This is a genomic window from Meridianimarinicoccus aquatilis (assembly GCF_004358675.1).
In the GTDB taxonomy this organism is placed as follows: Bacteria; Pseudomonadota; Alphaproteobacteria; order Rhodobacterales; family Rhodobacteraceae; genus Meridianimarinicoccus; species Meridianimarinicoccus aquatilis.
On the sequence record NZ_SMZO01000045.1, the window covers coordinates 17,866 to 31,083 of the forward strand.

Annotated in this window: 11 protein-coding genes and 1 pseudogene; 9 read left to right on the forward strand and 3 right to left on the reverse strand. The window is 62.0% G+C overall.

Features of this window, described 5'->3' with window-relative positions; all coding sequences use genetic code 11:
• Positions 1-496 precede the first annotated feature (496 nt).
• Both E2L05_RS15730 and E2L05_RS15735 read right to left on the reverse strand, forming a co-directional pair.
• Complete coding sequence (locus E2L05_RS15730; RefSeq protein WP_133343827.1) at positions 497-1,519, reverse strand: substrate-binding domain-containing protein; 1,023 nt, start codon at positions 1,517-1,519, stop codon at positions 497-499.
• Positions 1,516-2,907, reverse strand: coding sequence for an ROK family protein (locus E2L05_RS15735; protein ID WP_133343828.1), 1,392 nt, complete (start codon positions 2,905-2,907; stop codon positions 1,516-1,518). Before E2L05_RS15735 ends, E2L05_RS15730 begins: the two co-directional genes overlap by 4 nt.
• Before the next feature lie 314 nt (positions 2,908-3,221).
• Between E2L05_RS15735 and E2L05_RS15740 the strand changes: the two genes are divergently transcribed.
• From E2L05_RS15740 to E2L05_RS15775, 8 genes are all read left to right on the forward strand, one after another.
• Positions 3,222-4,046: a sugar phosphate isomerase/epimerase family protein gene (locus E2L05_RS15740; RefSeq protein ID WP_133343829.1), complete on the forward strand. Its 825-nt coding sequence runs from the start codon at positions 3,222-3,224 to the stop codon at positions 4,044-4,046.
• Between the two features lie 67 nt (positions 4,047-4,113).
• Entirely contained in the window at positions 4,114-5,235 is a 1,122-nt protein-coding gene (locus E2L05_RS15745) for a substrate-binding domain-containing protein (RefSeq protein ID WP_133343830.1), read from the forward strand.
• Between the two features lie 116 nt (positions 5,236-5,351).
• Positions 5,352-6,557, forward strand: a complete 1,206-nt coding sequence (locus tag E2L05_RS15750) for a Gfo/Idh/MocA family protein (RefSeq protein ID WP_133343831.1) — start codon at positions 5,352-5,354, stop codon at positions 6,555-6,557.
• The gene (locus tag E2L05_RS15755; protein ID WP_133343832.1) at positions 6,554-8,134 is read left to right on the forward strand and encodes a sugar ABC transporter ATP-binding protein; all 1,581 of its coding nucleotides are present in this window, start codon (positions 6,554-6,556) and stop codon (positions 8,132-8,134) included. Before E2L05_RS15750 ends, E2L05_RS15755 begins: the two co-directional genes overlap by 4 nt.
• On the forward strand, positions 8,121-9,095 hold the full coding sequence (locus tag E2L05_RS15760) for an ABC transporter permease (protein WP_133343833.1): 975 nt from the start codon (positions 8,121-8,123) through the stop codon (positions 9,093-9,095). Before E2L05_RS15755 ends, E2L05_RS15760 begins: the two co-directional genes overlap by 14 nt.
• A gap of 3 nt (positions 9,096-9,098) precedes the next feature.
• Complete coding sequence (locus E2L05_RS15765; RefSeq protein ID WP_133343834.1) at positions 9,099-9,407, forward strand: putative quinol monooxygenase; 309 nt, start codon at positions 9,099-9,101, stop codon at positions 9,405-9,407.
• A gap of 25 nt (positions 9,408-9,432) precedes the next feature.
• Complete coding sequence (locus tag E2L05_RS15770) at positions 9,433-10,494, forward strand: sugar phosphate isomerase/epimerase family protein (protein ID WP_133343835.1); 1,062 nt, start codon at positions 9,433-9,435, stop codon at positions 10,492-10,494.
• Positions 10,491-11,609, forward strand: coding sequence for a Gfo/Idh/MocA family protein (locus E2L05_RS15775; RefSeq protein WP_133343836.1), 1,119 nt, complete (start codon positions 10,491-10,493; stop codon positions 11,607-11,609). The genes E2L05_RS15770 and E2L05_RS15775 overlap by 4 nt, the downstream gene beginning before the upstream one ends.
• 409 nt (positions 11,610-12,018) lie before the next feature.
• Here the strand turns inward: E2L05_RS15775 and E2L05_RS15780 are convergent.
• Positions 12,019-12,240: pseudogene (locus E2L05_RS15780) on the reverse strand (DDE-type integrase/transposase/recombinase); the annotation flags it as partial.
• Positions 12,241-12,454: 214 nt separating this feature from the next.
• Here E2L05_RS15780 and E2L05_RS15785 point away from each other — a divergent pair.
• Positions 12,455-13,165 carry an IS6 family transposase gene (locus tag E2L05_RS15785; protein ID WP_133343683.1) on the forward strand — a complete coding sequence of 237 codons (711 nt, stop codon included), beginning with the start codon at positions 12,455-12,457 and terminating at the stop codon, positions 13,163-13,165.
• Positions 13,166-13,218 lie beyond the last annotated feature (53 nt).

A 13,218-nucleotide genomic window follows, 5' to 3' on the forward strand; every position in this document is an offset into this window, starting at 1 on the left:
CGAAGTGAGCTTTCGCCGCCCGAACCATCAACGTCCGCTGCCTGCGCTTAACGACATTGCATTCCAGCAGGTCGGGCGGGAAGTGTGAATTCGCTGCAACCGCAAAGTGACGATGGCACAGTTGCAGAAGCAGTCATCTGCTGCAGTTGCGAGCGCGCCACGCCCCGGTGTCAGAAGCACATTCTGACATTCTTGATGCCGGAAATCTTTCTGCGCCGCCGCTTGAATGATCAAAGCCGCACAGCACAACAACTGGCGAAAAATTGGCGCCGTGAACAGCCGCAATGTAAAGCAGGTGGACGATGCTTGCCCGTTATCAGTTCAATTTACGCGTCAAGCCCGTACTATTAACATGCGTATTCCGCTCGCGGAACACGCGCGGCTCGATGATTTGACTCGGGATGGATCCCTTCAGTGCCAGTATCAAGGCATGTCAAACATACGAAATACTTGCGTAGCCCACGTTCGAGGACGAAATGGGTTCAGAGTTGCACACTTAAGACGATCCGCCCTTGAGTTTCAGAACTTCCGCAGGTGCGTCAGTACTCCAGACCGCTTGATAGCTTTCGACGATGTTGGACGCTGTTACAGGCACGCCAGGAAGTGCGGTCCAGCCGGGAACCGGCAACCCGAGCAAGGACAGAATGGCTGTCTTAACGGCGGCCACACCCTGGGCGTGCGGTTGCTGCGCGGCGATCCCGACGGTTCTGCCTTCGCCTGCCAGGTCGATGGCGACCTCGCGTCCAAGATCGACCGTCGTGACCGGCACGTAGACGCCCCTGCAATCCAGGGCCCGGATAGCCTCCATCGCCGGGATATCCCAGACGACGAAAAGGCCACCCAGTTCGGGAAACTCCTCGATAAGGGACTCTGTGGTCTGCCCGGTTGTCTCAAGCGAGGCAAAGCGTCTTGTGTGCACCGTAAGATCGGGCCGATTTGCCTTGATCCAGCGGGCAAATGCGATTTCGCGCTCGTTGGTGGCAAAGAAATCGACGCCGTAGGTCAGGATCCCTACCTGCCGGTTTTCTGGAACATGGGGCGACAAGAGTTCTGCGCCGATCAGCCCGAGGCCAAAGTTATCCGCCGAGACCAGCGAGGTATAATCCCGGCCCGGCAGCATTCCGGTGGGTACGTTGTCAAGCAGGATAAGGCGTTTGCCCGCCTTGGCGACTCTGCGATGCGCCTCGGCCACGGCGGCATTGCCAACCGGGATGGAAACGACCGCGTCGACCGGCTCGCCGCTCAGCCGGTCCAGCGCGGCGATCTGGGCGTCCGCGTCGAACTCGCAATTCACCACCTCGCTGACGGTGGCGCCGCACTGGTCCAACGTTTTGACAATCCCAGCCATCGACTGCTGCGACCAGTCGCTGTGGAGCGTATGGATCACGATGGCAACCGAAAAGCCACTTTCGCGGGCCGCGGCGATATCGTGATCCAGAAGCGTGATCCGGCTGGGGGCCGCCGCGCGTTCGCCGTGAGGGCCCAACCCGGAAACGGTCTTGTCGGATGCACTGGTCATGCGTCGTTGCCCTTGCTTCTAAGATCAGTCTTTCGGGGCGGCGACGGGATATCGGGAGTATCGGCTTCGGGGTGGGCCAGCGCCGCCCGGGTGACCTCTATGACCTTTTCGAACTTGGGCGCGCCGAGAGGCGAGCCTTTGGTGATCCAACTGCGCAGGAACTCGGTGGCGAACAGCGCGTCCACCACAACCGCCGCCCCGCCGATAAGGCCCGCAGAGCTGCCAAGCCGCGAAGCGGTGATGCGCAGGTCACGGGTAACCAGCGGGTGCGACTCCCCATAGACGACCTCGCGCACCGCGGCGAGCAGGATGTCGTTCGTCTGGGCAACTGAGCCGCTGAGGACGATATGGCTGGGGTTCAGCATATTGGCCAGCGCGGCCACCACATGACCGATGAGCCTCCCGCTGCGTGACATGACCTCCATCGCGGTGACGTCACCGGCCTGCGCCGCCTGGCCGACATCAATCGAGGTGATCTCGCCGCCCCGGGCCAGAATTTCCGCCAGATAGGGGCTCTCCCCCTCTTTCGCGGCGGACCGCCCCGCTTGGGCAATCGTATCGCTGCCGGCGAGCAATTCCAGCGGTCCGGTCAGCCCGTCCGAGGCAACCGGCAACTGACCGATCAGGCCGGCGGCGCCTTGTGCGCCGCGATAGAGCTTGCCATCCACGACAAGCCCTGCGCCGATACGTTTGCCAATCTTGACGAACAGCATGGTCGAATCCGGCGGCACCTCGCCGTCGTGCAGCTCGCCCATCGCCATCGTTCCGACACTGCTTCGCAGCCAGACCGGCGCCTTGAAAGTCTGGATTAGGCGTTCGACATAGGCGGTGCCATCCCAAGCGGGCAGGATCGGCGGCGAGGTGGACAGAAGCCCGCCGGACGGCGTCTGTACGGGTGCAGGCACCGAGATCCCGATGCCCCAGACCTTTTGCGTCCGCGCGCTCTTTTCGAGGATCCACTCGAACAGGGATTCCAAACGGCTCATGGTATCTTCGGCGGGCGCATTCAGGTCGAGCGCCTCGTGATGCTCCGTCAACAATTTGCCCGAGAGGTCGGAGAGCGCCACACCCAGCGCCGTCTGATCAAGCGTGGCGACCAGCACCAGACCGGCATTGGCGTTGAACCGCACCAGCCGTGGCGCGCGGCCCCCCGTTGCAACGCCAAGTTCGCTTTCGTCCACCAGGTCCAGCGCGGTCAGGGTGGTCAGCCGATCGGTCACGATAGCGCGGCCAAGTTCGCTTGTCCGCTCGATCTCTTGCCGTGTCGTCGCCTGCCCGGTCCGGACGAGATTGAGGATTTTTGTCAGGCTAGGGGCCGCCCCGTCGCTGTTTCGTGGACGTCCTTTGGTGCCCCGGACCGATCCGTTGGTTTCAGCGGCGCGGCTCATCGGCACTTGTCCGGTGTGCCTGCAGCGGCGTTGCGGCGAGCAGGCTCCACCAGCCCTGATTCTGCGAATCGACGGCTGCTCCGGCGGTTTTCCACGCCTATTTCGAACGGCGTCCATCTCATGAACCACAAATAACCGCCCTCCTTCGGTCGTGCAACTCTATACTTTTGCATAAAATCTGCAAAAGATAACGTACATAGGCAGATTAAATGTTGACCAAAGTGTGATTTAGAGCTTAATCCTGTAGCCCAGCAGGCCGGACTGGCCGGCCGCAAACGCAAGTCAGCCCCGACGGGGCGCGAGAGGGTGAACCCATGCAAGAATGGAAACTGGCCTATCAGGCGAACTGTTGGGGGCCGCTGGGCGGCAATGCGGTCGGCGTCACGTCGATCACCGAACTGACCTATCGGACCTTCGCGGACATGGCCGTCGCCTTCCGCGATATCGCCGCCGCGGGCTATCAGGGGGTCGAACTGTTCGACGGCAACCTGCTGGACTATTCCGCAAGGGATTTCAGGGCATTGCTGGACGACACCGGGCTGAGCCTTGTCGCGGCATACTCTGGCGGCAACTTCATCTACGATGAAATCCTGCCCGAGGAACTAGATCGCATTCGCCGCGCCGTGGACCAAACCGCCGAGCTTGGCGCACCGCATTTCGTGGTCGGCGGCGGGGCAAAGCGCTTCGACGGTATCCGCGAGGGCGATTACGGCAAGCTTTCGGCCGCACTCGAGAAAGTGGCGGGCATCGCCGCCGAGCGCGGCCTGCAGGGTCACTATCATCCGCACCTGACCACGATCGGCGAAAGCCCCGAGCAGGTGTGCAAGATCTTCTCGCAGACGTCGATCCACTTCTGCCCCGACACCGCGCATCTCGCGGCAGGCGGCGGCGATCCGGCGGCGATGATCCGCGAGCACCGCGACCGGATTTCCTATGTCCATCTGAAGGGCTGGCAGAAAGAGCCCTTCGCCTTCACCCCGCTGGACCGGGGCGATCTGGACAGCGCGCCGATCATCGCGGCACTGCGTGACACCGAATTCGACGGCTGGGTGGCTGTCGAGCTTGACGCCTGGGACGACCCGCGCGCCGGAGCGGAGCTGAGCATGGCCTATCTCGAAAAAAGCTTCGAGCCCGCCTGACACAACACCACTGCAATCACACGACAACACGGACCAGAGGTCCGGACTTTTCTGGAGGAGAAACCCAATGAAACTGATGACAACCCTGAAAGGCACGGCCATTGCCGCGCTCCTGGCGACCGCCACACTGACGACCCCGGCCTTCGCCGATCCCGACGCGGCGCTTGCCGCGCTGCAATCCACCGTTCTGTCGAAAGGTCCCAATGGCGAAGATCCCAGCCCTGCTGCGGACCTCGTGCTCTCGGCAGCTGAGATCGATCAGATCAAGGCGATGAACGCCACCGCCGCCATCATCATGCATTACGGCGGAAATGACTGGAGTCGGGCGCAGGTCGACGGTCTTCAGAACCGCTTTGCCGAACTGGGCATCGAGGTGATCGCCGTCACCGACGCGGGCTTCAAGCCGGAAAAGCAGGTAGCCGACATCGAAACCGTGATGGCGCAGCAGCCCGATATCATCGTGTCGGTGCCGACCGACCCGGCCGCCACCGCCGCCGCCTACAAGGCGGCCGCCGAAGCGGGCGTCAAGATCGTATTCATGGAAAACACCCCCCCGGGCATGACCGCGGGCAAGGACTACGTCTCAGTGGTTTCGGCCGACAACTACGGCAATGGCGTTGCCGCCGCGCATTTGATGGCCAAGGCCCTGGGCGAGGAAGGCAAGATCGGTCTGGTCTACCATGCGGCCGACTTTTTCGTGACCCGCCAGCGCTACGACGCGTTCAAGGCGACCATCGGCTCGGACTACCCGAACATCGAGATCGTGGCCGAACAAGGTATCGGCGGCCCGGACTTCACCGGCGACGCCGACAAGGTCGCCTCGGCGATGCTGACCTCGAACCCCAATCTCGATGGGATCTGGGCGGTCTGGGACGTGCCCGCCGAGGGTGTAATCTCGGCCGCACGTGTGGCCGGGCGCGATGACCTGATCATCACTACCATCGACCTCGGCGAGAACGTCGCGATCAACATGGCCCAGGGCGGTTTCGTCAAGGGCCTGGGCGCGCAGCGTCCGTTCGACCAGGGCGTCGCAGAAGCCACGCTGGCGGGCTATGCGCTGCTGGACAAGGAGGCACCGGCCTTTGTCGCCCTGCCTGCTCTGCCGGTCGAAAAGAGCAACCTGCTGGACGCCTGGCAAACCGTGTACCGCGCAGACGCCACCCGCAACATCCAGAAGAGCATGAAGTAGCACAAGCGGGGCCGACCCTGCGCGACAGGGATCGGCCACCTTTTCCGAACAAGTTCCGCGGCCCGGCGGCGCCACAGGCGCGACCTCCCTGACGCCCCATTTCTGGAGAATGGAAAATGACCAAGACACTCAATATCGCGATGATCGGTGGCGGTTTCATGGGCAAGGCACATGCCATGGCCTATGCGTCGATGCCGATGTTCTTCTGGCCCGCCCCCGCCATTCCGCACCGCAAGGTCGTTGTGGATGTGACAGACGAACTGGCCGAAGCCGCCCGTCAGCGTTTTGGCTTCGACGAAGCCTCGTCCGACTGGCGCGAAGTCATCGCCCGCGACGATATCGACGTGATCGACATCTGCACGCCCAACAATGTGCATGCCGAGATTGCCATTGCCGCGGCGAAGGCGGGCAAGCACATCATCTGCGAAAAACCGCTGGCTCGGGGCGGCGAAGAGGCCAAAGCCATGCTCGACGCGGTCGAGAAAGCCGGCGTGATCCATATGGTCGCCTTCAACTACCGCCGCACACCCGCCGTGGCGCTGGCCAAGAAATACATCGATGAAGGCCGTATCGGAGAGATCCTGAACTTCCGCGGCACCTATCTGCAGGACTGGTCTGCCGATCCCGACGGGCCACTGTCCTGGCGTTTCCAGAAGAAGATCGCCGGATCGGGCACAATCGGTGACATCGGCACCCATGTCGTCGATCTGGCGCATTACCTGGTCGGCCCGATTTCAGCGGTCAGCGCCCTGACGCCGACCTATATCAAAAGTCGGCCCCTGCAGTCGGGCGGTGTCGACAAGCTTGGCGCCAGCGAAAAGAACTCGGGTGCGCCGCGCGGCGAGGTCGATGTCGACGACGAGGTCGTGTCGATGCTGAAGTTCGAATGCGGCGCCATCGGCTCGCTCGAAGCCACGCGCAACGGTTATGGCCGCAACAACTTCATCACGCTGGAGATACACGGCACCAAGGGGTCGATTCTGTTCAACTACGAACGCCGCGATGAGCTTCAGGTGATGTTTGCCGACGATCCGGCCGACGCGCGCGGCTTCCGCACGGTCTATACCGGCCCGGCACATCCTTATGGCGAAGGTCTCTGGCCGATCCCGGCGCTGGGCATCGGGTATTCGGAAACCAAGATCATCGAGTGCTATGATTTCTTCAATGCCATTGCCAGCGGTGAGCAGCCGTCGCCGAGTTTTGCCGACGGATACCTGACCGAACTGGTGGCCGATGCATTGATCACTTCGGGGGAGACAGAACAATGGGTCAAGGTGCAATCCCTGACAGCAGCGGACAAAAGGACCGCGGTGCCGGCATGACCGGCACCACCCATGCCGTCGACATGCGGGGCATCGTCAAGCATTTCGGCGGCGTGAAGGCCCTGCAAGGCGTGGATTTCCAGGTTGAAGCAGGCGAGATCCACGCTTTGCTGGGCGGCAATGGCGCTGGCAAGTCGACGATCCTGAAGGTGTTGAACGGGGTCCATGTTCCCGACGAAGGCACCATCGAGATCTGCGGCACCAAAATCATCGCGATGTCGCCCGAGGCATCGCGCGACGCCGGGGTCGCGATGATATTTCAGGAGATGAGCCTGATCCCGACGCTTTCCGTGGCCCAGAACGTCTATCTGACCCGCGAGGCCAAGACCGGCGCGGGGCTGATCGACGACCGCGTGGCGGAGCGCAAGGCCAAGGAGCTGTTCGACATGCTCGAAGTCGACGTGGACCCCAGGGCGCTGGTTGGCGATCTCGGGGCCGGGCAGAAGCAATTGACCGAAATCGTCAAGGCGATCAGCCAGGATGCCCGCGTGCTGGTGCTAGACGAGCCGTCGACGGCGCTGTCGGTGTCCGATGTCGAGCGGCTGTTTGTCTTCTTGCGAAAGTTGAAGTCTCAGGGCGTCGCGATCATCTATGTCAGCCACCGGATGGACGAAATCGCGCGTATCGCAGACCGTGCCACCATCCTGCGCGATGGCCGCCACGTGATCACGGCGCCACTGTCGGAATTACCGATCGACACCATGATCGAACATATCGTCGGCAAGCGGTCCAAGGGGCTGAGCGATGTGGCGCGCGAATCCGCTGAGCTGGGCGAGGCGCTGCTGGAATTGGTGAATGTCTCGGGCGCCCACAAGCCTCAGGACATCAGCCTGACTGTGCATCGCGGCGAAGTGGTTGGGTTGGCGGGGCTCCTCGGCTCGGGCCGGTCGTCGCTGGCGCGGGTAATTGCCGGCATCGATCCGGTGGCCTCGGGCGAGATCCGCGTGGCCGGCACACCGGTTCAGATCAACAAGCCAAAGGACGCCATCGACGCGCGCATCGCGCTGGTTCCCGAGGCCCGCGCGACGCAGGGCATCATCGGCGCGCATTCGGTGGCCTCCAACATCTCGATGGCGGTGCTGGATCACCTGTCAAACCGGTCGGTCATGAACACCCAGGCAGTGCGTGAGACGGCGGATCACCAGATCAAGCATCTCAGCATCAAGACCGCCTCGCGCGATCATGCGGTATCCACCCTGTCGGGCGGCAACCAGCAGAAGGTGGTGATCGGCAAATGGCTGGCGGCGGATCCGGATATCCTGATCCTCGACGAGCCGACGGCCGGCATCGACATCGGATCGAAGTCCGAGATTATCCGGCTGGTCCGCGACCTTGCGAAATCGGGCAAGGCGGTGCTGATGATTTCGTCCGAACTGAGCGAGCTTCTCACCGCCTGCGACCGCATCGTGGTGATGAGCGAAGGCCGCGCCGCGGGCACTTATCCGCGCCACGACCTCGACGACCCCAACCTGCCTGCCGATGACACCATGCACCAGTTGCAGGCGGCGGAACAGAAACTGCAATTCCATATCCAGGAGGCCCTGAAGCATCAGGGACACGCCCATGTCCACCAGTGAAAACCTCAGCTCCGGGACGGGCATCGTGGCCCGCTTCGGTCTGGCCAACTGGCGCCAGAACATCATCTATATCGGCTTTGCGGTGATCTTTCTGATCTTCGCGCTGACGCTGAATGACAAGGGGTTCCTGAACCCCAACAACCTGCTCAACATCGTGCGCCAGACGGCGATGATCGCGGTGATGGCGATTGCCATGACCTTCGTGCTCAGCGCCGGTGAGATCGACCTGTCGGTCGGCGCGGTTGCCGGGTTGGCCTCGGTCACAACCGCGATGGCGATCGACGTTGGCGGCCTGTTCTTCGGCGTCGCCGCCGGGCTGGCCACCGGCATTGCCGTGGGCGTGTTCAACGGTCTTCTGACCACCCGCATCGGCATTCCGTCATTCCTGACGACGCTGGCCATGATGGGCATCGCCAAGGGCGTCGCCATGTGGGTCAGCGACACCTCGGCGGTTCCGATCATCGAACCGGCCTATTCCTGGCTCTTCGGCGGCGGCTCGATCGGGATCATTCCGGTGCTGTTGATCTGGATGGTGGTGCTGGGTGTGATCGGTCACTTCGTGCTGAAACGCACCAGCTTCGGGCGCCGTGTGCTGGCAACCGGTGGCGGAGAAACAGCGGCGCGGTATTCGGGCATCGACACCAGCTCGATCAAGTTTCGGGTGCTGATCGTGTCGTCGATGGCGGCGGCACTGGCCGGCATGCTCTATGCAGGGCGGCTGCAATCAGGCCGGTTCCAGCTTGGCGAAGGCGACGAGCTGAGCGTCATCGCGGCGGCGGTCCTCGGCGGCACCAGCCTGTTCGGCGGTTACGGTACGGTGATCGGCACCATTGTCGGCGCGCTGATGATCGGGCTGATCAACAACGGGCTGATCCTGATGGGTCTCGAATTCAGCCAACAGCTTATCGCACGTGGCGGGATCATCATTCTGGCCGTGGCCCTCAGCCAGAAAAGGAGCTGAGCCATGATCCCCGGATGCACCATCATCGGCACCGTTGTCGCCAAACCTGAAACCCGCGCGGAACTGCAGGAGATCCTTGCCGCGCAGGTAGTCCCGACACGGGCCGAGGCGGGATGTCTGAACTACGACTTCCACGCCGATGCCCGCGATCCTTGCGTATTCGTTTTCTATGAAAACTGGCGCACCCAGCAGGATCTCGACGAACACCTGACCAAGCCGCATCTGAAGCCGCTGTTCGACCGGCAGGGCGAGTTGCTCGCCCGTCCGGTCGAGATCCGGCACCTGACGATGCTCAGCGACTTCGCGTCCTGACGGGCACAGACAAAGGAGCCAGACGATGGCCAGTACGATGAAAGGTACGGGGGTCTTCCTTGCCCAGTTCGCCGGCAATGCGGCCCCGTTTGACACCCTGAGGGGCATTGCCGCCTGGGCTGCCGGGCTGGGGTATGATGCAGTCCAGATACCGACCTTCGACACCAGGCTTTTTGACCTCGACAAGGCCGCGACAAGCCAAACCTATTGCGACGAGGTCAAGGGCATCTGCGCCGATGCAGGTGTGACGATCAGTGAACTGTCGACCCACCTACAGGGCCAACTGGTCGCGGTTCATCCGGCTTATGACCTTGCCTTCGACGCTTTTGCGCCGGCCGCTCTGCGCGGCAAACCCGCCGCACGGCAAGACTGGGCGGTGGACCAGATGTTCAAAGCCGCCAGGGCCGCGCGCAACCTTGGCCTCGACACCACCGTCAGCTTTTCCGGCTCGCTAGCGTTTCCCTACCTCTATCCCTGGCCGCAGCGTCCGTCGGGGCTGATCGACGAGGCTTTTGCCGAACTCGCCCGTCGGTGGCGGCCGATCCTCGACGCATATGAGGACCAGAGCGTTGACATCGGATTTGAAATCCACCCCGGCGAGGATCTGTTCGACGGCGCCACGTATGAGCGCTTTGTCGCGGCAACGGGCAATCATGAACGCGCACGGATCAACTACGACCCCTCGCATTTCCTGCTGCAACAGCTTGACTACCTGGGCTTCATCGACCTCTACCACGATCGCATTTGCGCGTTCCACGTCAAGGACGCCGAGTTCAATCCGACCGCCCGGCAGGGTGTCTATTCGGGATATGCCGACTGGACCGACCGCGCCGCGCGCTTCCGATCGCTGGGAGATGGTCAGGTTGATTTCGCCGGAATTTTCTCGCGGTTGTGTCAATACGGCTATGATGGCTTCGCGGTGCTGGAATGGGAATGCTGCCTGAAATCGTCCGATCAAGGCGCCGCCGAAGGCGCGCCCTTCATCCGCCGTCACATCATTGAAGCCACCGAAAAAGCGTTCGACGACTTTGCCGGGGGCAATACCGACACCGCGACGATCCGGAAAATGCTTGGGGTGGCATCATGAAACGGTTGAGATTGGGCATGGTCGGTGGCGGCCAAGGCGCGTTCATCGGCGGAGTGCACCGCTTTGCCGCGCGTCTCGACGGTCGCTGGGACCTTGTGGCCGGTGCGCTCAGCTCGGATCCCGCGCGCGCGTCGGCATCGGCAGAAAACCTCGGTCTCGACCCGGCCCGCAGCTACACAGATTTCGCGACAATGGCGCAGGCCGAAGCGGCACGCGAAGACGGAATCGACGCGGTGGCTATCGTCACGCCGAACCACGTGCACGCCGCGCCTGCGATTGCCTTTCTCGACGCCGGGATCCACGTGATCTGCGACAAGCCGCTGGCCGGCACCGAAGAGGACGCCCAAGCCATTGCGGCAGCGGTACACCGTTCGGGTAAGCATTTCATCCTGACCCACAACTACACCGGCTACCCGTTGATCCGGCAGGCACGCGGCTTGATCGCCTCGGGCAAACTGGGGGCAATCCGCATCGTACAGGTGGAATATGCGCAGGACTGGCTGACGGAACCCTCCGACGGCAAGCAGGCGGCCTGGCGGGCCGACCCGCAACGGTCTGGCAGGGGCGGCGCAATCGGCGACATTGGCACGCATGCCTTCAACCTGGCGAATTTCGTGACTGGCCTGACGCCCAGCCATCTTGCAGCCGACCTCTCGGCATTCGTGCCTGGGCGGCCGGTCGATGACAATGCCCACATTTTGCTGCGTTATGGCGGTGGTGCGCGCGCCATGCTCTGGGCCAGCCAGGTGGCGGTCGGCAATGAGAACGGGCTGCGGCTCCGGGTCTATGGGGACAAGGCCGGGCTTGAATGGAGCCAGGAAGATCCGAACCGGATGGCCTTTACCCGCTTCGGCCAACCGCGCCAGATAATCACCCGGGGCGGCGCCGGAGCGACAGAGGCCGCCATGGCGGTCACCAGAATTCCGGCGGGTCATCCCGAAGGCTATCTCGAAGGCTTCGCGACGCTCTATCGCGAGGCTGCAGATCTGATCTCGGCAGAACACGCAGGGGGTCCAAAACTCCTGCCCGGAATTGTTGAAGGACTTGATGGCGTCCGGTTCATTTCGGCCTGCATAGCGTCTGCGGAGGCCGGCACCGCTTGGGTAGAGTTCTAGAGCGGGGCATTCATTCAGCAACATCATTGCTCAAACAGCGCAACGCAAATTTGGCGGGCCGTCTGCTCCGTGATCGTCGCCACAACTTCCGGCCTGGAGGCTGGGTTGCATCGCGGTCAGTTGGGTCTCGCTGTTGCCATCGCGATCCTCACGCGGCGAATTTGCGCCTGCAGCGAAGGCCGGTCTGAAGTGCTGCACTGCGGCGCAGTCGAGGCTCATTTTAGGTCGGCTCCGGGCCGTCCTTGCGATGGCAAATGGCGGCAAAGTGCGGTTCAAGTCCATTCATGCGAAGCGCAGCATCAAGTACTTTGGGCTCTTTCCAGCCATTAGATCGGGCGCAGCATCTCCTGAAACGGGACTGTTGCATTAATTTGCTCTGCCTAGTGTGGGGCCGTGTAAGAGCACTTGATCACGCGGCTTCGAAAAGCTGGGTGATGAACCGAATTTCGCCTCTGACGCTGGGTCGCTTGTGATGGGCGTGGCCCCGCTTGATTTTCCGGATCGTCTCTATCCCGCTCAGGGTTGCCTTGGCCGATCGTAAGGATCTAAAGCTTTGGCGATAGCCAAGGATCCGTTTCATTGCTGCGTGGTCGCTCTCGATCAGGTTGTTTCGCCATTTCTGGTTGATGTTTCAGTAAATGATAATCGCAGCGAGGAGGTTCAGCCCCATCCTGCCGAAGGCAGGCAGCTGCGTGTAAGGCGAAGCCGAACATGGTAGTTGTGATCGGTCGCTTCGTTGCTGTTTGGGGCGCTTTCTAGTGTTAAATATGTGTTATATACGTGTTACGTTGGGACTGTTGCATTAGCTTCGTTTCGTAGCGACGATGTGGCTTTGGAGGTTCTCGATGCCGCATAAATCACCGTTCAAGCACCATCGTTTTCCACGTGAGATCATCCTGTGCGCCGTACGCTGGTATCTGCGCTTCCCGCTGTCCTACCAAGATGTTGTGGATCTTCTGGCGGAGCGCGGCGTCAACGTCGATCGGTCGACCGTGTATCGCTGGGTCCAGAAGTTTGGCCCGGAGCTGACGCGGCGCACCGAACGGCATCTGCGCCGCGGCAGCGTTGATTGGCATGTGGACGAAACGTATATCCGCGTCGGCGGCAAGTGGCGCTACCTCTGGCGCGCGATCGATGCCAACGGGCAGATGGTTGACTTTCGGCTGACCGCAAGACGCGATGCGAAGGCCGCGAAAGCCTTTCTTTGCAAGGCGATCGAGCGCGTGCGGCTCCACCGGCCGGTAACAATCTGCACCGACAAGGCACACGCCTACCGGCGCGTCATCCGCGAGATCAACCACCGATATGACCCGCACTTCGACAGCATCCGTCACATTGACCGGAAATGGCGAAACAACCTGATCGAGAGCGACCACGCCGCAATGAAACGGCTCCTTGGCTATCGCCAGAGTTTCCGCTCGCTCCGATCCGCCAAAGCGACCCTCAGCGGAGTCGAAACGATTCGGACCATCAAACGCGGCCATATCCACCACAAACAACCCGGCGTCAGAGGCGAGATTGAATTCATCGCCAGCCTCTTCAAAACCGCCACGTAACCACCTGTGCCATCAGGGAAAGCTCAACACGCGCAAATTAACGCAACAGTCCC

What these genes read in the sequence shown, in the direction of transcription:
- E2L05_RS15785 (WP_133343683.1), top strand. Translation starts at nt 12,455, where the DNA reads ATGCCGCATAAATCACCGTTCAAGCACCATCGTTTTCCACGTGAGATC.
- E2L05_RS15775 (WP_133343836.1), top strand. Translation starts at nt 10,491, where the DNA reads ATGAAACGGTTGAGATTGGGCATGGTCGGTGGCGGCCAAGGCGCGTTC.
- E2L05_RS15765 (WP_133343834.1), top strand. Translation starts at nt 9,099, where the DNA reads ATGATCCCCGGATGCACCATCATCGGCACCGTTGTCGCCAAACCTGAA.
- E2L05_RS15750 (WP_133343831.1), top strand. Translation starts at nt 5,352, where the DNA reads ATGACCAAGACACTCAATATCGCGATGATCGGTGGCGGTTTCATGGGC.
- E2L05_RS15760 (WP_133343833.1), top strand. Translation starts at nt 8,121, where the DNA reads ATGTCCACCAGTGAAAACCTCAGCTCCGGGACGGGCATCGTGGCCCGC.
- E2L05_RS15735 (WP_133343828.1), bottom strand. Translation starts at nt 2,907, where the DNA reads ATGAGCCGCGCCGCTGAAACCAACGGATCGGTCCGGGGCACCAAAGGA.
- E2L05_RS15755 (WP_133343832.1), top strand. Translation starts at nt 6,554, where the DNA reads ATGACCGGCACCACCCATGCCGTCGACATGCGGGGCATCGTCAAGCAT.
- E2L05_RS15740 (WP_133343829.1), top strand. Translation starts at nt 3,222, where the DNA reads ATGCAAGAATGGAAACTGGCCTATCAGGCGAACTGTTGGGGGCCGCTG.
- E2L05_RS15730 (WP_133343827.1), bottom strand. Translation starts at nt 1,519, where the DNA reads ATGACCAGTGCATCCGACAAGACCGTTTCCGGGTTGGGCCCTCACGGC.
- E2L05_RS15770 (WP_133343835.1), top strand. Translation starts at nt 9,433, where the DNA reads ATGGCCAGTACGATGAAAGGTACGGGGGTCTTCCTTGCCCAGTTCGCC.
- E2L05_RS15745 (WP_133343830.1), top strand. Translation starts at nt 4,114, where the DNA reads ATGAAACTGATGACAACCCTGAAAGGCACGGCCATTGCCGCGCTCCTG.